17 protein-coding genes are annotated in these 23,185 nt (G+C 70.3%); 9 read left to right on the forward strand and 8 right to left on the reverse strand.

The features are described from left to right. Window positions 1-86: 86 nt before the first annotated feature. Window positions 87-2,090 carry a protein-L-isoaspartate(D-aspartate) O-methyltransferase gene (locus tag AAIL17_RS11975; protein WP_424683071.1) on the forward strand — a complete coding sequence of 668 codons (2,004 nt, stop codon included), beginning with the start codon at window positions 87-89 and terminating at the stop codon, window positions 2,088-2,090. Window positions 2,091-2,111: 21 nt separating this feature from the next. Here the strand turns inward: AAIL17_RS11975 and AAIL17_RS11980 are convergent, their stop codons facing one another. Then, window positions 2,112-3,023 carry a UPF0104 family protein gene (locus AAIL17_RS11980; protein WP_424683072.1) on the reverse strand — a complete coding sequence of 304 codons (912 nt, stop codon included), beginning with the start codon at window positions 3,021-3,023 and terminating at the stop codon, window positions 2,112-2,114. A 221-nt stretch (window positions 3,024-3,244) separates the two neighbouring features. Here AAIL17_RS11980 and AAIL17_RS11985 point away from each other — a divergent pair, with 221 nt between their 5' ends. Further along, window positions 3,245-4,567: an APC family permease gene (locus tag AAIL17_RS11985; protein ID WP_424683073.1), complete on the forward strand. Its 1,323-nt coding sequence runs from the start codon at window positions 3,245-3,247 to the stop codon at window positions 4,565-4,567. 51 nt (window positions 4,568-4,618) lie between these two features. After that, on the forward strand, window positions 4,619-6,718 hold the full coding sequence (locus AAIL17_RS11990) for a beta-agarase (RefSeq protein ID WP_424683074.1): 2,100 nt from the start codon (window positions 4,619-4,621) through the stop codon (window positions 6,716-6,718). A 66-nt stretch (window positions 6,719-6,784) separates the two neighbouring features. Here the strand turns inward: AAIL17_RS11990 and AAIL17_RS11995 are convergent, their stop codons facing one another. The 7 genes from AAIL17_RS11995 to AAIL17_RS12025 are packed head-to-tail and all read right to left on the reverse strand — an operon-like array spanning window position 6,785 to window position 13,329. Further along, window positions 6,785-8,176: a sugar porter family MFS transporter gene (locus tag AAIL17_RS11995; RefSeq protein ID WP_424683075.1), complete on the reverse strand. Its 1,392-nt coding sequence runs from the start codon at window positions 8,174-8,176 to the stop codon at window positions 6,785-6,787. A gap of 22 nt (window positions 8,177-8,198) precedes the next feature. Continuing rightward, on the reverse strand, window positions 8,199-9,131 hold the full coding sequence (locus tag AAIL17_RS12000; protein ID WP_424683076.1) for an SMP-30/gluconolactonase/LRE family protein: 933 nt from the start codon (window positions 9,129-9,131) through the stop codon (window positions 8,199-8,201). Continuing rightward, on the reverse strand, window positions 9,128-9,892 hold the full coding sequence (locus tag AAIL17_RS12005; protein ID WP_424683077.1) for an SDR family NAD(P)-dependent oxidoreductase: 765 nt from the start codon (window positions 9,890-9,892) through the stop codon (window positions 9,128-9,130). Before AAIL17_RS12005 ends, AAIL17_RS12000 begins: the two co-directional genes overlap by 4 nt. Before the next feature lie 2 nt (window positions 9,893-9,894). Further along, window positions 9,895-11,043, reverse strand: coding sequence for a galactonate dehydratase (gene dgoD / locus AAIL17_RS12010; protein WP_424683078.1), 1,149 nt, complete (start codon window positions 11,041-11,043; stop codon window positions 9,895-9,897). Further along, window positions 11,040-11,687, reverse strand: coding sequence for a 2-dehydro-3-deoxy-6-phosphogalactonate aldolase (locus AAIL17_RS12015; RefSeq protein WP_424683079.1), 648 nt, complete (start codon window positions 11,685-11,687; stop codon window positions 11,040-11,042). Before AAIL17_RS12015 ends, dgoD begins: the two co-directional genes overlap by 4 nt. After that, window positions 11,684-12,607: a 2-dehydro-3-deoxygalactonokinase gene (locus tag AAIL17_RS12020; RefSeq protein ID WP_424683080.1), complete on the reverse strand. Its 924-nt coding sequence runs from the start codon at window positions 12,605-12,607 to the stop codon at window positions 11,684-11,686. The genes AAIL17_RS12015 and AAIL17_RS12020 overlap by 4 nt, the downstream gene beginning before the upstream one ends. Beyond that, window positions 12,604-13,329, reverse strand: a complete 726-nt coding sequence (locus AAIL17_RS12025) for a FadR/GntR family transcriptional regulator (protein ID WP_424683081.1) — start codon at window positions 13,327-13,329, stop codon at window positions 12,604-12,606. Before AAIL17_RS12025 ends, AAIL17_RS12020 begins: the two co-directional genes overlap by 4 nt. Window positions 13,330-13,715: 386 nt before the next feature. Here AAIL17_RS12025 and AAIL17_RS12030 point away from each other — a divergent pair, with 386 nt between their 5' ends. The 6 genes from AAIL17_RS12030 (at window position 13,716) to AAIL17_RS12055 (ending at window position 23,101) form a co-directional block, all read left to right on the forward strand. Continuing rightward, a complete protein-coding gene (locus tag AAIL17_RS12030) occupies window positions 13,716-14,867 on the forward strand; it encodes an aldose epimerase family protein (RefSeq protein WP_424683082.1) in 1,152 nt (383 codons plus the stop codon). Window positions 14,868-14,958: 91 nt separating this feature from the next. Further along, window positions 14,959-16,143, forward strand: a complete 1,185-nt coding sequence (locus AAIL17_RS12035) for a cellulase family glycosylhydrolase (RefSeq protein WP_424683083.1) — start codon at window positions 14,959-14,961, stop codon at window positions 16,141-16,143. A gap of 108 nt (window positions 16,144-16,251) precedes the next feature. Then, entirely contained in the window at window positions 16,252-19,077 is a 2,826-nt protein-coding gene (locus AAIL17_RS12040; RefSeq protein ID WP_424683084.1) for a TonB-dependent receptor, read from the forward strand. An 85-nt stretch (window positions 19,078-19,162) separates the two neighbouring features. Next, window positions 19,163-20,491 carry a GDSL-type esterase/lipase family protein gene (locus tag AAIL17_RS12045; RefSeq protein ID WP_424683085.1) on the forward strand — a complete coding sequence of 443 codons (1,329 nt, stop codon included), beginning with the start codon at window positions 19,163-19,165 and terminating at the stop codon, window positions 20,489-20,491. Further along, window positions 20,488-22,062 (forward strand): exo-alpha-sialidase, encoded by a 1,575-nt coding sequence (locus AAIL17_RS12050; RefSeq protein ID WP_424683086.1) that lies wholly within the window; start codon window positions 20,488-20,490, stop codon window positions 22,060-22,062. Before AAIL17_RS12045 ends, AAIL17_RS12050 begins: the two co-directional genes overlap by 4 nt. A gap of 37 nt (window positions 22,063-22,099) precedes the next feature. Continuing rightward, the gene (locus AAIL17_RS12055) at window positions 22,100-23,101 is read left to right on the forward strand and encodes a family 43 glycosylhydrolase (RefSeq protein WP_424683087.1); all 1,002 of its coding nucleotides are present in this window, start codon (window positions 22,100-22,102) and stop codon (window positions 23,099-23,101) included. Window positions 23,102-23,185 lie beyond the last annotated feature (84 nt).

The following is a 23,185-nucleotide window of genomic DNA, read 5'->3' on the forward strand; positions in this document are numbered from 1 at the left end:
CGGCCGTGGAACGGACGGTTGCACGGTTTGACATGCGGTTGATAGCGGCCGGACTAGCGTGGCGTGGCACTTGCGGGAGGTTTGCCATGACCGGTTTCGCCCAGCAACGCCAACGCATGGTCGAGCGCCAGCTGGCCGGACGCGGCATTCGCGATCCACGCGTGCTCGAGGCGATGGGAACGGTGCCGCGCGAGGCCTTCGTGGCCGGCAGCATGCACGAGTTCGCCTACGAGGATTCACCGCTGCCGATCGAGGCCGGACAGACCATCTCGCAGCCGTTCATCGTCGCGCGCATGCTCGAGGCGGCCGCCCTGCGCGAGAGCGACAGCGTGCTGGAGATCGGCGCCGGGTCGGGCTATGCGGCGGCGGTGATGGCCACCATCGCCGCGAGCGTGCATGCGATCGAACGCCACGGCGAGCTCGCCGATCTCGCGCGCCAGCGCTTCGATGCGCTGGGCTACCGCAACATCCGGTTGCGCGTGGGCGACGGCAGCGGCGGCTGGCCGGAGGCGGCGCCGTTCGACGCCATCCTCGCCGCCGCCGGCGGGCCGGCCGTGCCCGACGTGTTGCGCCGGCAGTTGGCGATCGGCGGGCGGCTGGTGATGCCGGTGGGCGAAACGTTGCATCGGCAGCGGCTGGTGAAGGTCACCCGCGTGGCCGAGGACCGCTTCGAGGAAGAGGAACTGGACGAGGTGCGTTTCGTGCCGCTGGTCGGCAGCTACGGCTGGAGCGAACAGGATGCCTCGCCCTCGCCGCGGACGGAGCCGGTCGCCGCGCGTGCGCCGGCCGACGGCGGCGGCCTGCCGGCGCTGATCCGCGCAGCGGCCGAGCCGCTGCCGGACCTGGACGATCCGGCGTTCGGACAGCTGTTCGACCGCTACGGCGACGCGCGCGTGGTGCTGCTGGGCGAGGCCAGCCACGGCACCAGCGAGTTCTACCGCGCCCGCGCGGCGATCACGCGGCGGCTGATCGAGGCACACGGCTTCACCATCGTTGCTGTGGAGGGCGACTGGCCGGACGCGGCGGTGCTGGACCGCTACGTGCGCGGACGCCCGGCGGCGCACGAGGAACCGATCTTCCAGCGCTTCCCCACCTGGATGTGGCGCAACCGCGACGTCGCCCGATTCATCGACTGGCTGCGCGACTACAACGACGACAAGCCGCCGGCGAAGCAGGCCGGCTTCTACGGGCTGGACCTGTACAGCCTGGACAGTTCCATCCGCGCGGTGATCGACTACCTGGACAAGGTCGATCCCGAGACCGCACAAGTCGCCCGCCACCGCTACGGCTGCCTGATGCCCTGGAGCAAGGAGCCGGCACAGTACGGCCGCATGGCGCTCAATGCCGGCTACGCGCTGTGCGAGAAGGCGGTGGTGCAGATGCTGCGCGAGCTGCTCTCGCGGCGCATGGAATACGCCCAGGCCGACGGCGAGCACTTCCTGGACGCGGCGCAGAACGCGCGCCTGGTGAGCAACGCCGAGGCCTATTACCGCGCGATGTACTACGGCTCGGCCGAGTCCTGGAACCTGCGCGACAGCCACATGTTCGAGACGCTGGAGCACCTGCTCGCCGCGAACGGGCCACGGTCGAAGGCGGTGGTGTGGGCGCACAACTCGCACATCGGCGACGCGCGCCACACCGAGATGGGCCAGGTGCGCGAGGAACTGAACCTGGGCCAGCTCTGCCGCCAGCGCTTCGGCGCCGATGCGGCGCTGCTCGGCTTCGGCACGCACACCGGCACGGTGGCCGCGGCGGACGACTGGGACGAGCCGATGAAGGTGATGCGGGTCAATCCCTCGCGCAAGGACAGCTACGAGCGCCTGTTCCACGACGCCGGCCAGCCCCGCTGCCTGCTCGACCTGCGCGAGGGCGCCCACCGCGAGCTGTGCGGGCGCCTGGCCAGCGGCCGGCTGGAACGCTTCATCGGCGTGATCTACCGGCCCGACACCGAGCGCTGGAGCCACTACGTGGAATGCTCCATGCCGCGCCAGTTCGACGGCTACACCTGGTTCGACGAAACCCATGCGGTGGAGCCGCTGGGCGAGGAGCCGCGCACCGGCGCACCCGAGACCTGGCCGTTCGGGCTCTAGCGGCGTCCCTGCGCCGCGCCGTCAGGAGGCATCGGGCGGCGGCGCGGAGATGGCGCGGCGCCGGCGCGCCTCGAACAGCGCCAGCCCCAGTGCGGCCAGCCCGAACGGCAGCAGGTTGTAGACCAGCCGGTAGCACAGCAGGCCGGCCAACACGTCCGCGCGCGCCTGCGCGGGGAAGGCGCCGAGCAGGATCGCCTCGAACACCCCCAGTCCGCCGGGGGCGTGACTGACGATGCCGGCGATGAGCGCGGTGAGGTAGATCGGCACGAAGTCGGCGAGCGGCGGAGCGATCGCCGGCGGCAGCAGCAGGTACATCGCGCCGATCGCCGCGCTCATCTCCACGCCGCCGACCAGCATCTGCAGCAGCGCCGAAGCCGAGCCCGGCAGGGCGATCGCCCAGCGGCCCACGCGCAGGCTGCGCGGTCGCGCCAGCCACAGCACCAGGCCGGCCAGCAGCAGCACGATGACGACGCCCGCGATGCGCCCCCAACCCGCCGCGATCGCCGGTTCCATCAGCAGGCCGGCCGCGCCCAGCACGGCATAGCCCAGGCCCACGCCAAGGCTGGCCAGCCCGACCACGCGCGCGATGTCGCCCGCGCCCAGCCCGGCGGTGGCGTAGACCCGGTAGCGCACCGCGCCGCCGGTGAAGGCATGGAAGCCGAGCGTGTTGGACAACGCGTGCGCAGCGAAGCCGGCGAAGGCCGACAGTCCGGCCGATGCACGCGCAGGCGCCACGCGGTGCGCGGCCAGCACGTCGAACGTGGCCAGCATCGTGAAGCTGACCGCCGTCGCCGCCACTGCACCGGCCACGTGCGCGCGCGGCAACTGCGTCAGCGCCGCGGCCACGTCGCGCCAGCGCATCGCGCCCAGGTAGCGGTGCAGCAGCCAGGCCGCCAGCGCGAGCAGCGCGGCGGAGACCAGCCAGGAAAGCATGCGCAGCATCCGGCGGGTGCGCGGGCGGCGAGTCGGATCGAGCAGGGACGTTGAGAGCGCTGACATCCGCGCGACCTTACGCCGGATGCGCGTCGACATGCGAGTGCTGGACCGCCGCCATCCTTTCCTTCCGCGACGGGGGTGCGAACCGCACAGGCTGAAGCCGCCGCCAACTCACGCTATCGTGTGCCCCTTCCGCCGCCGACGATGCCCACCCACGCATGAGCACCGAATCGAACACCTACCTGCGCCGCCTGGGTACCTGGGACGGAGCGATGATCGTCATCGGCGGCGTGATCGGCGCGGGCATCTTCAGTACGCCCTCCACGCTGGCCCAGCGCACTGGTTCGGGCTGGGCGCTGCTGGCCCTGTGGGTGGTCGGCGGCCTGCTGACCCTGACCGGCGCGCTGAGCTACGCCGAGCTCGGCGCACGCCGGCCACAGGCCGGCGGCAGCTACATCTACCTGCGCGAGGCTTTCGGCCAGCTGCCCGCGTTCCTGTTCGGCTGGACGATGGCGCTGATCAACTACCCCGGCAGCGTCGCCGCGGTGGCGACGATTTTCGCCCAGTATTTCTGTGCGGCACTGGGCCTGTCGCTGCTGTACATCAAGCCAGTGGCCGCCGGCGCGATCGCCTTCATCGTCGGCGTAAACCTGTTCGGCATCCGCGCCAGCGCCTGGGTGCAGAACATCTTCACCCTGCTCAAGCTCTCCGCCATCGCGCTGCTGGTGGTGGTCGGCGTGGTGCTGGCCGATGGCCACCTTGGCGTGACGCTGGCCACCGATCCCGTGCGCGACGTGCCGACCGGTGCGCTGTTCGGGGCGCTGCTGCCGGTGCTGTTCACCTACGGTGGCTTCCATTACCTCAACGACCTGGCCGGCGAAGTGCGTAATCCGCAACGCACGCTACCGCTCGCGCTGGGCCTGGGCATGGCCGGCGTGATGATTGCCTACGTGCTGGCCAACTTCGCCTACCTGGCGGGCCTGGGTCACGCAGGCCTGGGGTTCAGCACCGCGCCGGCCGCCGACGTGATGCGCCGGCTGCTGGGCGAGCGCGGCGCCACGCTGATCGCGCTGGGTATCGCCTGCTCCACGTTTGGCTACTGCAACATCGCCATCGCCGGCGGCGCGCGCGTGCTGCAGACGATGGGCGCCGATGGCATGTTCTTCTCCGCGGTCGGCCGTATCGAGCCGCAGAGCCGCGCGCCGCAGGTGGCGCTGGCCACGCTCGGCGCGTGGGCGATCGTGCTGGCGGTGTCGGGCAGCTTCAACCAACTGCTCGACTACACCACCGTGGGCGAATGGCTGGCGCATGCCTGCAGCATCGCCACGCTGTTCTGGTACCGGCGCTACCTGAGCGAGCCCTCGCCCTACCGCGTGCCGTTCTATCCGTGGCTGCCGATGATCTTCGTGGTCACCGTACTGTGCGTGATCGGCGCCACCGCCATCCACAACCCGGGCGATGCCGGCATGAGCCTGGTGATCATCGCCTGCGGCATTCCCGCCTACTACGGCTGGCGCTGGCTGGAGCGCAGCGGCGCCTGATCTTCAGGGAGGCTCGGCCATACTTCGCGCACACCGCGACGAGGATGGCCGATGAGAGCGATCGCCCTGGCCCTGGCCTGCCTGGTCCTGCCGCTGGCGGGACAGGCGGTGCCACGCGCGGACGAAGGCGCGACGCCGCCGGCCGACGTGGCGTTGGCGCACGTGCGGCGTGGCGAGATCGAGCACCTGTCCGACGGCGAGGCCCTGCGCCGCTATACCTTCGAACCGGCCGCGCAACCGAGCCTGCGGCTGACGCCCGCGCAGCCCTGGCATGGCAACGGCGAGCTGCGCATACGCATGCAGAATGCGATGCCCTGGGCGGTCACGCTGGTGATCGACATCGAAGGCAGCGCCGGCGCCCATCTGCACGCGACGGTGGGCCTGCCCGCCGGTCCGCCACAGACGCTCGTCGTGCCGCTGCATGCGACCTCGCCGCGTGACTTCGGCATGCAGGCCGGCCCGCCGATGCCGTTCGAGCAGGCCGGCCGGCGCATCGTGGTGGCGACCACGGTCGACGGCGCGGCGTCGATCGAGACAATACGCTCGGTGCAGTTCTCCATTCCGGCGCCACAGGCCGAGCAGGCGCTGCTGATCGGCACGTCCGGTACCGGTCCGGGCGATACCCTGCGCGCCGCCTACGACGGCATCGTCGACCGCTACGGCCAGTACACGCGCGGGCACTGGCCGGAGAAGATCGAAAGCGACGCCGAGCTGCGCGCGCATGTGCGCGAAGGCAGTCAACCGCGCGAGCCCGAACAACGGGACGCGTACGGCGGACGCCTGGACGTCCAGGCCAGGGCCACCGGCTGGTTCCACGTGCAGAAGCTCGACGGCCGCTGGCGACTGGTGACGCCGGACGGCCATCCGTTCTTCTCGCTGGGCGTCAACGCCGTGGTGGCCGGCGACGGGCGCAGTTACGTGCAGGGCCGGGAGTGGATGTTCGCCGGCCTGCCGCCGCCGACGGGCGCATGGGCGGCGTTCTACGGGCAGGGCGACAGCCGCCGCGACACCGGCGCATCCGCGGGCCTGGGCTACAACCACGGCCGCTGGTTCGACTTCTACGCCGCCAACCTCCATCGCGTCGACGGCGCCGGCTGGCACGAGGCCTGGCGCACGCGCACGCGCCGGCGGCTGGGCGCCTGGGGTTTCAACACGCTCGGCGACTGGAGCGACGAGGCCATCGCGCGCGGCCACCGGCTGGCCTACACGCGCCCGATCAACATCGCCGGCGACTACGCCAACGTCGCCACCGGCTACGACTGGTGGGGCCGCATGCCCGACCCGTTCGATCCGCGTTTCGAGGCCGCCACCGAACGCGCGGTCGCCAAGGCCACCGAGGGCGTACGCGACGATCCGTGGCTGCTCGGCTACTTCGCCGACAACGAGCTGGCCTGGGCCGCGCCCGATGCGCAGGGTCGCTGGGCGCTGGCCATCGGCACGCTGCGCGGCGAACCGCAGAGCCCGGCCAAGCAAGCCTTCCTTGCCATGCTCGAGCGCAAGTACGGCGACGCGTTGCGCCTGGGGGTGGCCTGGGGGATCGGCGTGACGCGCTGGGAGGCGCTGCAGCCGGCCGGCTTCCAGGCGCCCGCGCCGAACGAGGCGCACCCGGCGATCGCGCAGGACTACAGCGCCTGGCTGCGCGCCTACGCCGATGAGTACTTTCGCACCGTCGCGCAGGTGCTGCACCGACGCGACCCGCACCACCTGTTCCTCGGCGGCCGCTTCGCCGTGCGCACGCCCGAGGCGGTGGCCGCCTGTGCGCAGTGGTGCGACGTGCTGAGCATCAACGTCTACGCCGACCTGCCGCAGCACGGCATGGACCTCGCCGCACTGCACCGGCTCGACAAGCCGGTACTGGTCAGCGAGTTCTCGTTCGGCTCGACCGACCGTGGCCCGTTCGGCGCCGGTCCGGTGCCGGTGTGGAACGAAGCCCAGCGCGGCGAGGCCTATGCGCGATTCGTGCAGGCCGCGGCTGCCGACCCGGCGATCGTCGGCGCGCACTGGTTCCAGTACGCCGACCAGCCGGTCACCGGCCGCCTGCTCGACGGCGAGAACGCGCACTTCGGCCTTGTCGGCATCACCGACATCCCGTTTCGGGGCTTCGTGGACGCCGTGACGGCCGCGAACGCGGCCGCGCAGGGAACCCGGTAGGGCAGGCTTCAGCCCACCGCTTCCGGCGGGGTGGCTGGTGGGCCTGAAGCCCACCCTACGGATCCGTTATCGACCGATCTCGCGCAGCGGCTTGCCGTGCATCAGGTTGCGCTCGATCTGCTCGAGCGTGACGCCCTTGGTCTCCGGCACCAGCCAGAACGTCAGCACGATGAACACCGCGTTGAAGGCGGCGTACAGCCAGAACGTCTGCGCCTGGCCGATGCCGTTGAGCAGCGGCAGGAAGGACACGCCGACCAGCCAGTTGGCGGCCCAGTTGGTGAAGGTCGAGCAGCCGATGCCGAAGTCGCGGCCCTTGAGCGGCTGGATCTCCGAACACAGCGTCCAGATCAGCGGACCGGCGGACATCGCAAAGCCGACGATGAAGACCAGCAGCATCGCCACGGTGAAGAGCTGCTCGGTATGCGTGTCGATGCCCAGGTGCATCATCGTGCCTACCACGCCCAGGCCGACGGTCATCACCACGAAGCCGATGTAGAGGATGGGCTTGCGGCCGAGCCTGTCGACCAGGCCGATGGCGATGAAGGTGGCCAGCACGTTGACCAGGCCGACCAGCACGGTGAACCACATCTGCGCGGCGGTGGCGTAGCCCATGCCCTGGAAGATGCGCGGCGCGTAGTACATCACCACGTTCATGCCGGTCAGCTGCTGCATCACCTGCAGCAGCACGCCCAGGCCGACCGAGCGGCGGAAGTTGGCGTTCTGGAAGAACATGTGCACGCCGCGCTGCGGGATCTTCAACTGCTCCTCGATGTCGGCGATTTCCCGGGCGATCGCATCGACGCTGCCGCGCAGCTTGTGCAGCACGCTCTCGGCCTCGGGGCGGCGGCCACGCATCATCAGCCAGCGGGGGCTGTCGGGCAGGACCGATACGCCCACCAGGAACAGCGCGCCGGGAATCGCGATCACGCCCAGCATCCAGCGCCAGTTGCCCGTGTAGCTGAAGCCGAGGTCGGACAGGTAGGCGGCGAGGATGCCGATGGTGATCATCAACTGGTACAGCGAGATCATCGCGCCGCGGATGGACTCGGGCGCGATCTCGGCCAGGTACAGCGGCGCGGTGAAGCTGGCGATGCCGATGGCCAGGCCAAGGATGAAGCGGCCGACGATCAGCACGCCGGGCGACCAGGCCACGCCGCACAGCACCGAGCCGGCCACGAACAGCACCGCGCCAAGGATCAGCGAGCGCTTGCGGCCCAGGTGGCCGGATAGCCAGCCCGCGCCCAGCGCGCCCAGGGCGGCGCCGGCCATCATGATCGAGACGATCCAGCCGATCGTGCGGTCGCTGACCACGAATTCCTTCTGGATGAACTGCTCGGCGCCGGAGATCACGCCGATGTCCAGCCCGAACATCAAGCCGGCCAGCGCGGCCAGGATGCAGGTGAACACGGCCGTGGCCTTGGCACGGGTGGCGACCGGTGCTGCGGTAGTGGCATTCATGGTTATCCCCGGTTGATGTCGTCTAGACGGCTTGGCGCAACAGTGTGGCGTGGTTTCGTCCGCCGGTGGGCGGCAGGCCGGCAAAGCGCGGCTCCGGCAGGCCGGTGGTGCCCGCCGGTGCCGCGAACAGCGCGCCGGCGGAGGGTTGTCCGGCGAGCGCGGCGGCGTCCAGTCCGTCGCGCGCGCTGGTGATGTAGAGCATCGCAAGATCCGCTCCGCCGAAGGCGGGGCGGGTCGGCTGCGAGGCGGCGACCTCGATGCAATGGTCCAGGCGCCCGTCTGCGGTATAGCACGCCACGCGGCCCAGGCCCCACTGCGCGTTCCACAGGTTGCCGGCGCAGTCGACCGCCGAGCCGTCCGGTTCGCCGCGCGGATCGTCGAGGCGGGCGAAGGTGCGCGGCGGCCCGCAGCGGTCGCCGTAGTCGCAGCAATGGATCGTGCGCGTCGGCGAATCGCAGTAGTAGAGCGTGCGCCCGTCGGGACTGAAGGCGAGGCTGTTGCTGATCGCCACGCCGGGCAGGTCCAGCCGTTCGATCGAGAGGTCCGCGTTCAGGCGGTAGAAGCTGCCGATGGCCCGGCGCGCGGCGCCGGCGGGTGGTTCGTGCAGGGTGCCGAAGACGAAGCGGCCCTGGCGGTCGCAGGCGCCGTCGTTGAGGCGCGTCGGCAGGCCGGCTTCCACCTCGGCGATGGGCGCGAGCGTGCCGCTGGCCGGATGGAAGAACGCCAGCCGCGAGGCGAGCCCGAGCAGCAGCCAGCCGTCGCTCTCGCACAGCGCCAGGCAGGCGAGCCGCTCGGGCATCGGCCACTGTTCCGCGCGGCCGTCGCGCGGGCGGTAGCGCCACAACATGGCTTCGTGGATGTCGGTCCAGTACAGCGCCTGTTCGCGCGTGCACCACACGATGCCTTCGCCCAGCGTGTTGCGCGCCTGCAAGGCGACCGTGGCGGCGGCGTTCATACCCAGCCGCCGTCCACGATGAAGTCCTGCCCGGTACACATGCGGCTGTCGTCGGCGGCCAGGAACAGCGCCGCGCGCGCGAGGTCGTCGGCCATCAGGTAGCCGGGCAGGCACTGCACGCGGGCGATCTCCGCCTCGCCTTCGGCATCCAGCCACAGCCGGCGCTGCTTCTCGGTGATGACCCAGCCGGGCACCAGTGCATTGATGCGGATGCGGTCATGGCCGAGTTCGCGCGCCAGGCCGTTGACCAGGCCGCGCACGGCGGCCTTGGCCATCGCGTACATCGGGTAGCCGGCGTTCTTCTTCATCCAGCCGGTCGAGCCCAGGCAGATCACCGAGCCGCCTCCCAGCGCGCGCATGTCCTCGCGCACCGCCTGAGTGGCGAAATACTGGTGGCGCAGGTTGACCGCGACGTTGCGGTCGAACTCGGCCGCGGTGGTGTCGCCGAAGGCGTGGCGCACGTCGTTGGCAGCGTTGTTGACCAGCACGCCGATCGGCCCGATCGCGGCGCGCGCCTGCGCGATGGCCGCGGCCAGCGCGTCGAGGTCGGTGACGTCGCAGGGCAGGAACAGCGGGCGATGGCGGGCGTCGGCCAGTTCCCCGCACAGCGCCTGGCCATGTTCGCGATCGACGTCGATGAAGGCGACGCGACTGCCCTGGCGCGCGAAATGCTCGACGAAGGACGCGCCGATGCCGGTGGCGCCGCCGCTGACGAACACCGTGCGGTCGAGCAGGCTGGGATAGCTGGCGAAGGCGGCCATGCTCACCACTCCGCCACGCTGCCGTCGGCATGCCGCCACACGGGGTTGCGCCAGCGATGGCCGGCCGAGGCGCGCTCGGCGACGTAGGCCTCGTTCACCTCGATGCCCAGGCCGGGACCACCCGGGATCGCGACGAAACCGTCCTGGTAGGCGAACACGCTGCGGTCGCTGACGTAGTCGAGCAGGTCGTTGGTGGCGTTGTAGTGGATCCCCAGGCTCTGTTCCTGGATGAAGGCGTTGTGGCAGACCGCGTCGAGCTGCAGGTTGGCCGCCAGCGCGATCGGTCCGAGCGGGCAGTGCAGGGCGATGGCCACGTCGTAGGCCTCGGCCATCGCCGCGATCTTGCGCGTCTCGGTGATGCCGCCGGCGTGCGAAGGATCGGGCTGCAGGATGTCCACGCCGCCGATCGCCAGCACGCGCTTGAAGTCGTAGCGCGAGTACAGCCGCTCGCCCAGCGCGATCGGCGCCGGAGACACGGCGGCCAGTTCCGGCAGCGCCTCCAGGTGCTCGGACAGCACCGGCTCCTCGATGAACATCAGCTTGTAGGGTGCGAGCTCGCGCATCAGCACCTTGGCCATCGGCTTGTGCACGCGGCCATGGAAGTCCAGCCCGAGCCCGACGTGCGGACCGACGGCGTCGCGCACCGCCTGCACGTTGGCGAGCACCTGCTCGACCTTCTCGTAGGTATCGACGTACTGCATTTCCTCGGTGGCGTTCATCTTCACCGCGGTGAAGCCGCGCGCGACCGCTTCCTTCGCCGCGCGCGCGGTGTCGGCCGGGCGGTCGCCACCGATCCACGAATACACGCGGATGCGCTCGCGCACCGGACCGCCGAGCAGCGCGTGCACGCTCTGGCCCAGGTGCTTGCCCTTGATGTCCCACAGCGCCTGGTCGATACCGGCGATCGCGCTCATCAGCACCGGGCCGCCGCGGTAGAAGCCGCCGCGGTACATCACGCCCCACAGGTCTTCGATGTGGCGCGGGTCCTTGCCGACCAGGTAATCGGAAAGCTCGTCCACCGCCGCGGCGATGGTGTGCGCGCGGCCTTCGACGATCGGCTCGCCCCAGCCGCAGATGCCCGCGTCGGTATCGATGCGCAGGAACAGCCAGCGCGGCGGCACGACGAAGGTGGTCAGGCGGGTGATCTTCATGCGGAGTATCCCTGCGAATCGAAATGGCGCCGCCAGGCCTGGGCGAAGGCCTGCGCGCGCGCGCCGACGTCGTCGGCCGCGCGCCCGGGCGCGTAGAGCGAGGAGCCGATGCCGAAGCCGGCGGCGCCGGCGGCCAGCCACGGGGCCATGGTGTCGGGCGCGATGCCGCCGACCGGCAGCACCGCGGTGCCCGCCGGCAGCACTGCGTGCCAGGCCTTGAGCACGGCCGGCGAAGCCTGCTCGGCGGGAAACAGTTTCAGCGCGTCGGCGCCGGCGGCGAGCGCGGCGAAGGCCTCGGTCGGCGTGGCGACGCCGGGCACGCAGTAGAGGCCGGCCTGCTTGGCGGCGCGGATCACGGCGACGTCGGCATGCGGCATCACCACGATCCGCCCGCCCGCGTCGGCGATCTCGCGCACCCGCGCCGGGTCGAGCACGGTGCCCGCGCCGACCAGCCGTTCGCTGCCGTAGCGGTCGACGAGCCGGCGGATGCTCTCCAGCGGCCGCGGCGAATTGAGCGGCACTTCCAGGATGCGGAAGCCCGCGACGACCAGCGCGTCGCCGACGGCCGGCGCCTCGTCTGGATGCAGGCCGCGCAGGATGGCGACCAGCGGCAGCGGATCGAGCCAGGTATTGAAGTCGTTCATGCGTGGGAAAGTCCGTGGACCAGGCCGGCCGACACCGCGACCTGCCAGAGGCCGGAGGCGGCGGTCGCACCGGCCGTGGGTTGCAGCGACAGGCCGAACGCCGGCGCCGCCTGCAGGTAGCGCGCACACAACGCGTCCTCGCCGACCAGGAGCACCGGCGCGTCGGGCATGGCCCAGCCGGCGGCCAGCGCCATGCGCAGCTCGTCGCCGATCAGCAGGCCGGAGAGGAAATCCGCCACCGAGGTCCGCGCCAGCGCACCCTCGAGCATCAGCGCGCGCGCGGAGAACAGCCGCGACAGGGCGCCAGCCGCGCCGGCGGTCTGCGCCGCGACGACGCCACGCGCGAACGCCTGGTCGTCGGTGCCGCCATCGGGTAATCCGGCGCCGAGGATCGAATGCCCGCGCAGCAGCGCGAACAGTTCGCCCGTCATCAGGGTGGTGAATCCGGCGACCGCGCCATCGCGTACGCGCACCCACTTGCTGTGCGTGCCGGGCATCAGCAGCCGTGCATCGCCGGCGAGCGCCGGCATGCGCGCGAGCACGCCGGCGACCTGGGTCTCCTCGCCGCGCATCACGTCCGGTCCGGCCGGATCGCGCAGGCCGGGCACGATGTGCACGGTGCGCCCGTCCGGCGCGTCGATCGCAGTGAGCGCGCCGCCCAGAGCATCGAGCCGGCAGGGCGTGTCGAGGTAGGGCGCCTCGCGCCAGCCGCCGCGGCTGCCGACCATGCCGCAGGCCAGCACCGGCGCGCGCGGCCAGCCCTCGACCGCGCGTGCGAAGGCTTCCTCGAAGCCGCCCGCGGGCAACTGCCGGCTGCCCCAAGGCAGCGCACGCGTGTCCGCCACGCCGCCCGCCTCGTCGAAACGGTAGGCGCGCAGCCGCGTGCTGCCCCAGTCCAGGCCGAGCAGCGGTGTCGTCACGCAGTGGCCTTCTTGCGGGCGCGGCCGCGGCTGTGCTGCAGGTTCGCCTGCGAGTCGGCGATCATCGCGTGCATCGCCTTGCGCGCCACTTCCGGCTGCTTGCGGCGGATCGCCTCCAGCACCTTCTGGTGGTGCGGCAGCGAATACTTGAAGTTGGTGGCGGTGCGCGCCGACAGGGTGAAGAAGGTGCCCAGCGCGGTCTCGACCACCGAGAACAGCGACTGCAGCAGCTCGTTGCCGGTGGCGTGCAGCACCGCATCGTGGAACTGCAGGTCGGCGGCGGTCCATTCGTCGAGCGTCTGCGCCGCGTCCATCGCGCGGAACGCGGTGTCGATCGCGGCGAGCTGTTCGGCGGTGCGCCGGCGCGCGGCAGCGGCGGCGGCGGCCGGTTCGATCACCTCGCGCATCTCCACCAGCTTGTCGACGAAATCGTCGGTCGGCATCGAGGCGCAGCGCCAGGCCAGCACGTCGGCGTCCAGCTGGTTCCAGTGGCGCTTCTCCAGCACGCGCGCGCCGACGCCGGTGCGTGATTCGATCAGGCCCTTGGCCGAGAGCACCTTGAGCGCCTCGCGCAACGCGGTGCGGCTGACCTGCAGGCTTTCGGCCAGCGTCTCCTCGCGCGGCAGCACCTCGCCGGGCTTGACCTTGCCGCCCACGATGCGCTGCCCGAGCTCGTGCATGACGTGCCCGTAGAGGCTGCGAACTGCGCTCGTCTTCCTCATGAAATGCCGCTCCAGGGTGACTCAGGATCGATCCGTACCGGTGGCGCTGCCGCCTCCGGAGGGGTTTGTCATACAAATCGACTATAAGCACTCGGCGCGCGTCCTGCCAAGGTGCGGCGGCGGTTTTTTTTCGCCGTGCGGGGGTGCGTCGCGAGAGGGTCGATGACGCGATGCGGAAATTGCGGCGAGCGAAGCGACCCGTGCCACAAGCGCCCGACGTCGAAAACATGGCGTTGCCATGCGGAAGCGGCATTTCCGCAGCGACCTCTCCGGCGCAATGCCGCGTTGCACAAGGAAAAAAATCCTGCCGTCGAACACTTGCACGATAATCATACAATGTGATTGCATGCCTCCACTCCGATGTGCGGCAGAAGGATGCTGGGGACATGCTACGTGCAGGGTGGATGGGTTCGATGTTCGGCCTGATGGCGCTGTCGATGGCGGCGCACGCCGGTGCCACGGCAAAGCGCGAAAGCTTCGGGACGATGCCTGACGGCAAGCCCGTAGAGGCGGTCGTGCTGACCAATGCGCACGGCCTGTCGGCGCGGGTGATCGCCTACGGCGCGAGCCTGCAGTCGTTGCGCGTGCCCGACCGCGACGGCCACTTCGCCGACATCGTGCTCGGCTATCCCTCGCTCAAGGGCTACCTGGAAAAGCCGCAGTACTTCGGCGCCACGGTGGGCCGTTACGCCAACCGCATCGCCAAGGGCCGCTTCGTGCTCGACGGCCACACCTACCAGGTGCCGGTCAACGACGGTCCCAATTCGCTGCATGGCGGCACCCGCGGCTTCGACAAGGTGCTGTGGACGATCAGCGCGGTCAGCCATGACGCGGACAAGGCCAGCGTCACGCTGACCTACGTGAGTCCCGATGGCGACATGGGCTATCCGGGCAAGCTCTCGGTCACCGCGGTCTACACGCTCGACGACAGGAACCAGTTGTCGATCCGCTACGGCGCGACCACCGACAAGCCGACCATCGTCAACCTGAGCAACCACACCTACTGGAACCTCGCGGGCGAGGGCTCGGGCAGCGTTATGGATCAGCGCCTGACCATCGCCGCCGATGCGTTCCTGCCGATCGACGCCACCTCCATTCCGACCGGCCAGTTGCGCAAGGTCGAGGGCACGCCGTTCGATTTCCGCCAGCCGAAACCGATCGGCCGCGACATCCGCACCGCTGATCCGCAACTGCTCAACGGCCGCGGCTACGACCACAACTGGGTGGTCAGCCGCACGCCGGCGCCCGCGCCGCGCATGGTCGCGCGCGTGGAGGATCCGCACACGGGGCGCGTGCTCACGCTGAGTTCCGACCAGCCCGGCCTGCAGTTCTATTCGGGCAATTTCCTCGACGGCACGACCGTCGGCACCGGTGGCCACGTGTACCGCCAGGGCGACGCGTTCGTGCTCGAACCGCAGTTGTACCCCGACACGCCCAACCAGCCGGCGTTCGGCTCGGCGCGGCTGGACCCGGGGCACGAGTACCGCAACCAGATCGTCTACCGCTTCACCACCGAGCCGGCGCGCGCCGCGCGCTGACCCGGCCGTCCACCGTCCACCGGGCGCCCATCCGGGCGTCCACGGGAGTGCTTTGCCCGGCGCAAGGCGCCGCGCACCACGAGGAGTTCGCATGAAACACCTATTGTTGGCCCTGGCACTTGGCATGGCGGCGCTCATCGCCCCGCGTGCGCCGGCCGCCGACGCGCCGGCACGCTGGACGCCAGCCCAGGCGCACGCCTGGTACCGGCAGCAGCCCTGGCTGCTGGGCAGCAACTACGTGCCCGCCGACGCGATCAACGAGCTGGAGATGTGGCAGACCGCCACCTTCGATCCGGCACGCATCGACAAGGAACTGGGCTGGGCGCAACAACTGGGCATGAACACCATGCGCGTGTTCCTGCACGACCTGCTGTGGAAGCAGGATCCCGACGGTTTCAAGAAACGCATCGACACCTTCCTTGCCATCGCGCACAAGCACGGGATCAAGCCGATCTTCGTGCTGTTCGATTCGTGCTGGGATCCGGAGCCCAGGCTCGGGCCCCAGCATCCGCCGATTCCCGGCGTACACAACTCCGGCTGGGTGCAGAGCCCGGGCGTGGCGATGACCGATCCCAGCCAGTACCCGCGGCTGGAACAGTACGTGAAGGACATCGTCGGGCATTTCGCGAAAGACCCGCGCGTGCTCGCCTGGGACGTGTGGAACGAACCGGACAATCCCGGCGGCGGCGACTACGACGCGCGCGAGCCGAAGGACAAGATCGCGCTGGTGGCCAGGCTGTTGCCGCAGGTGTTCGCCTGGGCGCGCAGCGCCGCGCCGACGCAGCCGCTCACCAGCGGCGTGTGGCATGACGAGGACTGGTCCGATCCCTCGAAGCTCAACGCGGTCGAGCGCACGCAGATCGAGCAGTCCGACGTGATCAGCTTCCACAGCTACGGCTGGCCGGAGGAATTCGCCCGTCGCGTGCAACAGCTCGCCGGCTACGGCCGCCCGCTGATCTGCACCGAATACATGGCGCGCGGCGCCGGCTCGACCATCGACGGCGTGCTGCCGCTGGCCAAGAAGCTCGACGTGGGCATGGTCAACTGGGGCTTCGTCGAAGGACGCACGCAGACCACGCTGCCGTGGGACTCGTGGCAGCGCCCGTACACGCTGCAGCCGCCGACGATCTGGTTCCACGACCTGCTGCACGGCGACGGCACGCCCTACCGCCAGCGCGAGGCCGACATCCTGCGCGCGCTCTCGAAGGCGCCGCGCGGCGTGGTGCCGGCGGAGGCCGCGCTCTATCCCGCGCCGGTGGGCGCGAGCAAGCCCTAACGACACGCGCCCAGGACAGGCGCCACGGCAATCCGGCCGATGGCGCGTCCGGGCCACGACAAGCCGGCATCACCGGCGACAACGATCTTCTGACGGGAGGTTTCCATCATGTACCGCAACCGCATTTCCGTGACGATCCTCGCCGCCGCGATCGCCGCGGCGTTTGCCCCGGCGTACGCCCAGGACACGCCGCCTGCCGACAGCGTCGCGCCGCAGTCCACCGACGCGTCCCAGGCCGACCAGGCCCAGACAAATCAGGCCCAGACAAATCAGGCCCAGACGCCGAAACAGGGCACCGCCCAGCATGACGACCAGAAGCGCGTGGTCAACCTCTCCCAGGTGACCGTGACGCCGCTGCGCCAGAGCCTGGAGAGCGCGCAGTCGCTCAAGCGGGACGCGCGCATGGTGGTCGACTCGATCGTCGCAGAGGACATCGGCAAATTGCCGGACAACAGCGTGGCCGACGCCATGCAGCGCATCACCGGCGTGCAGGTGGCACAGGGCTTCCAGGGCGAGACCAGCTCGGTGGTGGTGCGCGGCCTGCCGAACGTGATCACCACGCTCAACGGCCGCGAGATCTTCAGCGGCGTGGGCCGCTCGTTCGCCTTCCAGAACCTGCCGGCGACTGCGGTCAAGACCGTCTCGGTCTACAAGAGCAGCGAGGCCAGCCTGCCCGACGGCGGCATCGCCGGCGTGGTCGACATGCAGCTCTACCGCCCGTTCGACTTCGACGGCGCCAAGGTGGCGGCGACCTATACCGCCACGCACAGCAAGTACGGCGGCCGCACCGATCCCAACTTCAGCGTGCTGGCCAGCGACCGCTGGCAGACCGGCATCGGCGAGGTCGGCGCATTGGTCAACGCCAGCTTCATGGCGCAGCACTACCAGTACAACGCGGTCTGGGGCGACTTCCCGAAAGTGCTCACCGACGGCACCGGCACGCCGATCCGCACCGACGCGGGCAACCTGATCGCCGCGCCCAACGGCTTCGGCGCCGACTACAACATCGGCCGCCGCCAGCGCCCCGAACTCAACTACGCGCTGCAGTGGAAGCCCAACGACAGCACCGAGGTCTATGCCGAAGGCCTGTACGACTGGGTCTCGGACGACTACAGCCAGCCGTTCTACTTCTCCTTCCCGGTCGGCGCGGTCAGCCCGAGCAACCTGACCGTCACCGACCACTGCTACGCCAACCAGCTCACCGGTTCGCCGTTCGAAGGGCAGACCATCTGCGATGCCGCCAGCGGCACCTGGGTCGGCAACACCTACGCGGCCACCAGCACGCAGGCACACGTGCAGCACGGGCGCGACATGCAGCACGCGATCGGCGTGAAGTGGCAGGGCGACCGGCTGCGCCTGAGTTCGGACCTCTCCTACGGCGTGACCGCGTTCGAGGACGACACCTTCATCATCGACACCTTCCTCAAGGGACCGGTGACCACGGTGTGGAACGGCACCGCGGGCAACCAGCAGAACTGGTCGCTGGGCAACAACCAGCAGCTGGACCCGAACAACTACTACCTCAACGGCCTGTTCCAGACCTGGCACACCGAGCGCGGCAAGCAGTACGCCTGGCGCGGCGACGGCACCTGGGACATCAACGGCAGTTTCTTCAGCTACCTCGATTTCGGCCTGCGCTACGCGGACCACAAGGCCGAGTACAACGGCAGCGTGGAGATCTCCACGCCGCCGCCCGGCGGCGCCGGCACCGGCAACATCACCGAGACCCCGAATCCGGCCAACCAGGTCACCGCGCGCTTCCCGGACAGCTATTTCTGCGCGATGCCGACCACCTCGGCGATCCCGGTCTCGTGGCTGACCGGCTGCTTCAATTACCTCACCGAAAACGCCGATGCGATCCGCGGCCTGTACGGCCTGCCGGGCGGGTTGGCGCCGGTGAACCCGGGCCGCTACTACCACATCGACGAGAAGACCGCGGCGGCCTACCTGCAGGCCGGCTACGACACCACGCTGTTCGGCCTGCCGGTGGATGGCCTGATGGGCGTGCGCATGGAGCGCGTCAAGCGCAACCTCGATGCGTATTCCTTCAATGCCGCCACCAGCGTCTACACGCCGCTGACGGTGAACACCAGCGAGCCGGTCTACCTGCCCAACCTGAGCATCAACCTGCACCTGACCGATGCGCTGCAGTTGCGCCTGGTCGGTGCCAAGACCGTCACCTATCCGGGCTTCGGCCAGCTCAACCCGTCGATCTCGCTCAACCCCGGCACGATCAACCGCGCGGGCGTCGCCGCCAGCGGCAACCCGGACTTGAAGCCGATCAAGTCGAACAACTACGACGCCTCGCTGGAGTGGTACTTCTCGCCCTCGGGCTACGTCAGCGGCGGCGTGTTCTACCGCGACATCACCGGCTACATCCAGAACTACGTGACCGACGTGACGATCAACGGCGAGGCCTACCAGCTGTCCTCGCCGCAGAGCGCCGGCAGCGGCCACCTGGACGGTGCCGAGGTGGCCTACCAGCAGTTCTTCGATTTCCTGCCCGGCGCGCTGAGCGGCCTGGGCGTGCAGCTCAACTACACCTACATCGAAGGCAGCACGCGTTCGCCGCAGTTCATCGGCGGTCCGTCGGTCACCTCGCCACTGCAGAACGTGTCCAAGCGCAACGGCAACGCCGTGCTGATGTACGAAAAGTACGGCTGGTCCGCGCGCCTGGCCTACAACTACCGCAGCCGCTACATCGATTTCTTCACCCAGCCGACGGTGGCCGGTGTCTACGACGAGATCGAGCCGGCCAACCAGCTCGACTTCTCGCTGGGCTACGACGTCAACCCGTACACCACCGTGGTGCTTTCGGCGACCAACCTCACCGGCGAGGACCTGCACCAGTTCTGGGGCGACGGCAATACGCGGCCGCGCGACATCCGCTACCAGGACCGCACCATCGGCCTGGGCGTGCGCTTCAAGCTGTGAGCGTCGGCGGCGACGGCAGCGGCCCTCCCCGCAGCTTGCCGTCGCCGCCGCCGGTCACGTTGGCTACCTTGCGGGGAACGGCGACGTGAGGAAGAACATCCAGTGGCATCGATGGGTGGCGTTGCTGGGCCTGGCCTGGAGCGCCGCCGCATCCACGGCGGCGACCGGCGCGGAGCACTGGGTCGGCGCCTGGGCCGCCGCGCCACTGCGCAATCCGATGCCGGCGAACGCGGTACTGCGGCAACCCCCGCTCAATACCCCGCTGCATCACCAGACCGTGCGCGAGATCGTTCGTGTCGAGGCCGGCGGACGGCGGTTGCGCCTGCACCTGGACAACCGCTTCGGCGAGCGGCCGGTGACCATCGGTGCAGTGACGGTCGCCCGCGCCGCGGCGGGCGACGATTTCGCGGTCGATACCGGCACGCTGCGTCCGGTGTCCTTCGGTGGTGCGGCGCGCGCGGTATTGCCCGCAGGCGGCGTGCTGGACAGCGATCCGCTGGAGCTTCCCGTGCATGCGGGCGACCGGCTGGCGGTGAGCCTGTTCGTGCCCGGCGTGGCGGTGGCGGCCTCGTGGCACACCGATGCGCGCTACCGGCAGGCGCTCTCGCTGGAGGGCGACCACACGCGCGCCGCGCGCATGCCGCTGGCCGGCTATGCGCCCGGCTACGACTGGCTGGCGCGGATCGACGTGGAGGCCGCGCCTGCGACGCGCGCGATCATCGCGCTGGGCGATTCGATCACCAACGGATTCCGCGCCAGTGCGGGCATGAGCTATCCCGAACAACTGGCCGATCGCCTGCGCGCGGCCGGCTGCGCCCGGGCCGTGCTCGATGCCGGCATCGACGGCAACCAGGTGGCCGCGGCGCAGGGCGACTTCAGCCAGGGCCAGAGCATGGAACGGCGCTTGCGGCCGGATGTGCTCGCGGTGCCGGGCGCGCGCTACCTGCTGGTGCTCGGCGGCATCAACGACATCGGCGAGCCGACCATGGCGGCGCGCGCGGCAGGCCATGCGTTGCCCGGGGCAAAGGCGCTGGCCGCGCCCGTCGTCGCGGCGCTCGGCCGCATCGCCGCGACGGCCCGCGCGCAAGGCCTGCGCGTCTACGGCGCCACGCTGCCGCCGTTCGGCGGCACCCTGGGCGCGTACTCGGCGCAGGGCGAGGTGGCACGCCAGGCCGTCAATGCCTGGATCCGCACCCGCGCACCCTACGACGCGGTGGTCGATTTCGACGCGACCTTGCGCGACCCGGCGCAACCACAACGCCTGCAGGCGCGCTACGACAGCGGCGACCACATCCATCCGAACGACGCCGGCTACCGCGCCATGGCGCAGACGGTGCCGCTGGCCTGGTTCGATTGCCCGGCGCCGCAGCACGGCGATCCAGCGCCGTCCCGATTCTCCGGAGATGCCCGATGACCCGACCGATCCTGCTGCCCTGCGCGATGGCGTTCGCGCTTGCACTCGCCGCCATCCCGGTCGCCGCGGCGCCGGCGCAGGCACAAGCGAGCGGCACGGTCCTTGCCGATGGCGTGGGCTACGTGAGCGTCGTGCGCCTGGCGCACCAGCCGGAGGCGTCCGCGAACGGGCGCATGCTGATGGTGTTCGAGCGCGACGGCATGGGCGGCATTCCGCTCTACGAAAGCATCGACGGCGGCGCGCAATGGCGGTTCGTAGCCAACGTCACCGACCAGGCGCACGGCAGCGATCCGCATTGGCAGTTGCGCTGGCAGCCGCACCTTTCGGAATTGGCCAGGCCCAGCGCCGACCTGCCGGCGGGCACGCTGCTGCTGGGGGCCAATGCCACCGGTGACGACGCCAGCGGGCGGCTGGTCGCCGAGGACCTGCAGCTCTACGCCTCCACCGACGGCGGCCGCAGCTGGCGCTACCGCGGCTCGATCGTCAAGGGCGGCGGCAACCCGAGCGACAAGGACAACCACGGCGTGTGGGAGCCGAACGTCCACCGCCTCGACGACGGGCGGCTAGTCGCCTACTACTCCAGCGAGAAGCACAAGGCGGAAGGCTTCAACCAGCTGCTCGCGCACAAGGTCTCCGATGACGGTGGCCGGCACTGGGGCGAGGAGAAGATCGACGTCGCCATTCCCGGCGGCGTCGAGCGTCCCGGCATGGCGGTGGTCGACCGGCTGCCGGACGGCCGCTACGTGATGACCTACGAGGACATCGACGGGCCCGACAACGGTCAGGTGTACCTGAAGATCAGCGCCGACGGCCTGGACTGGGGCGATCCGTCCGACCGCGGCACGCCGGTGCGCACCGCCGCCGGCGCGTGGCCGGCGGCCTCGCCGATCGTGCGCTGGCTGCCGTGGCGCAAGGGCCCCGGCGTGATCGCCGTGGTGGCCGAACGCGCCGGCGGCGACGGCGATCCGTCCGGCCGCAGCCTTTACTGGAACAACGACGGCGGCCGCGGGCCGTGGTGGGAAGCCGAGGCGCCGGTGCAGAAGCTCACCGGGAACATCCATGCCGGCTGGACGCAGGCCCTGTTGCCGATGCCCGGCGGACGCCTGTGGCATGCCACCACTTCGTCCACTCCCGCCGACCCCGCGGATGCGCGCAAGAACGTCGTGATGTACGCCGAGGCGCCCGCACGCTTCGACCGCTACGAGGCCGAGGACGCGCTGCGGCGCTGGTCGGTGCGCATCGGCGATCCGACCGCCTCGAATGGCGCCAAGGCACGCATGGCCTCCGCACCGGGTGGGCAGTTGGAGTTTCCCGTGCACGTTGCGGCCGGCGGCAGCTACCGCGCCACGGTGCGCTGGCAGGACCTGGGTTTCACGCCGGCGCTGCCGGTGCTGCGCGTCAACGGCACGCTCTGGAAGATGACCGATCGCGCCGACCGCGACGGCTGGCATGTCGCCACCGCCCGCGGCAGTCTGCGCGCCGGCGACAACACGGTGGTGCTCGAAGGCTCACGGCGCCCGGCCGACGTCGACTACGTGCAACTGGATCCGGCCACGCCCGAGGGCGATTGACGTTCCACGCCGACATCCGCCATCACCTGGACACCACATGCCCCGGAGCCGTTTCCACTCGATCCTCGCAAGCCTCGCCCTGCTGTTCGCCTGCGCCGTGGCGCACGCGAGCGGCACGCGGGACTATGCCAAGCCGCTGCTGCCCTCGGGGCCGGACCCGTGGGTGGTCCAGCGCGACGGCGTCTACTACTACACCAGTACTTCCGGCGACCGCATCGAACTGCGCAAGACCCGCGACCTCACGCAACTGGCGCAGGCCGAGCCGGTGGTGGTCTGGCGCAAGCATGCGCAGGGACCGGCGTCGACCTCGATATGGGCGCCGGAACTGCATTTCGTGCAGGGCAAGTGGTACCTCTATTTCACGGCGGCCGAGGCCGGGCACGACGACGACGCGCACCGGCACGTGTTCGTGCTGGAGAACGCCTCGTCCGATCCCACCCGGGGAGAGTGGGTGGAGCGCGGCATGCTGAAGACCCACCACAGCGGCATCGACGGCACCGTGTTCGAGCACGGCGGCCGGCGGTACTTCGTCTACTCGGCCTACGTCGGCGACCACAGCGACCTGGTGATCGCGCCGATGAGCAACCCGTGGACGCTGGGCTCGCCGCAGGTGGACATCGCCTGGCCGACCTACGCGTGGGAAATGCAGGGCGGGCGCAAGATCCTCGAAGGGCCGGAGTTCCTGCAGGGGCCGGACGGCAAGGTGTTCCTCAGCTATTCGGCGAGCGCCTGCTGGTCGGACGACTACGCGCTGGGCCTGCTGCAGGCCGACGGCGACGCGGACCTGCTCGACCCGGCCTCCTGGCGCAAGTCGCCCAGGCCCGTGTTCGCCAGCTCGCCGCAGCACCACGTCTACGCGCCCGGCCACAACGGCTTCTTCAAGGGCACGGACGGCCGCGACTGGATCATCTACCACGCCAACGGCGGGCCGGACTGGAAATGCACGCCGCGTCGCGCGCCGCGCATCCAGCCGATTGGCTGGAGAGCCGATGGCAGCCCCGACTTCGGCGTGCCTGGCGCTCCCCCGCACGAACCGTAGGGTGGGCTTCAGCCCACCGCTCGTCGCGGCATTCAAAGCGGTGGGCTGAAGCCCACCCTACGAGGACCTACGCCAGGCTGGTGG

The organism is Frateuria sp. YIM B11624, assembly GCF_049727805.1.
Taxonomy (GTDB): Bacteria; Pseudomonadota; Gammaproteobacteria; order Xanthomonadales; family Rhodanobacteraceae; genus Frateuria_A.

Excerpts from the sequence above, each read along its gene's own strand:
- AAIL17_RS11990 (WP_424683074.1), top strand. The coding sequence starts at position 4,619 with ATGAGAGCGATCGCCCTGGCCCTGGCCTGCCTGGTCCTGCCGCTGGCG.
- AAIL17_RS12025 (WP_424683081.1), bottom strand. The coding sequence starts at position 13,329 with ATGAGGAAGACGAGCGCAGTTCGCAGCCTCTACGGGCACGTCATGCAC.
- dgoD (WP_424683078.1), bottom strand. The coding sequence starts at position 11,043 with ATGAAGATCACCCGCCTGACCACCTTCGTCGTGCCGCCGCGCTGGCTG.
- AAIL17_RS11975 (WP_424683071.1), top strand. The coding sequence starts at position 87 with ATGACCGGTTTCGCCCAGCAACGCCAACGCATGGTCGAGCGCCAGCTG.
- AAIL17_RS12015 (WP_424683079.1), bottom strand. The coding sequence starts at position 11,687 with ATGAACGACTTCAATACCTGGCTCGATCCGCTGCCGCTGGTCGCCATC.
- AAIL17_RS11980 (WP_424683072.1), bottom strand. The coding sequence starts at position 3,023 with ATGCTTTCCTGGCTGGTCTCCGCCGCGCTGCTCGCGCTGGCGGCCTGG.
- AAIL17_RS12040 (WP_424683084.1), top strand. The coding sequence starts at position 16,252 with ATGTACCGCAACCGCATTTCCGTGACGATCCTCGCCGCCGCGATCGCC.
- AAIL17_RS12000 (WP_424683076.1), bottom strand. The coding sequence starts at position 9,131 with ATGAACGCCGCCGCCACGGTCGCCTTGCAGGCGCGCAACACGCTGGGC.
- AAIL17_RS12035 (WP_424683083.1), top strand. The coding sequence starts at position 14,959 with ATGAAACACCTATTGTTGGCCCTGGCACTTGGCATGGCGGCGCTCATC.
- AAIL17_RS12030 (WP_424683082.1), top strand. The coding sequence starts at position 13,716 with ATGCTACGTGCAGGGTGGATGGGTTCGATGTTCGGCCTGATGGCGCTG.
- AAIL17_RS12005 (WP_424683077.1), bottom strand. The coding sequence starts at position 9,892 with ATGGCCGCCTTCGCCAGCTATCCCAGCCTGCTCGACCGCACGGTGTTC.
- AAIL17_RS11995 (WP_424683075.1), bottom strand. The coding sequence starts at position 8,176 with ATGAATGCCACTACCGCAGCACCGGTCGCCACCCGTGCCAAGGCCACG.
- AAIL17_RS11985 (WP_424683073.1), top strand. The coding sequence starts at position 3,245 with ATGAGCACCGAATCGAACACCTACCTGCGCCGCCTGGGTACCTGGGAC.
- AAIL17_RS12050 (WP_424683086.1), top strand. The coding sequence starts at position 20,488 with ATGACCCGACCGATCCTGCTGCCCTGCGCGATGGCGTTCGCGCTTGCA.
- AAIL17_RS12055 (WP_424683087.1), top strand. The coding sequence starts at position 22,100 with ATGCCCCGGAGCCGTTTCCACTCGATCCTCGCAAGCCTCGCCCTGCTG.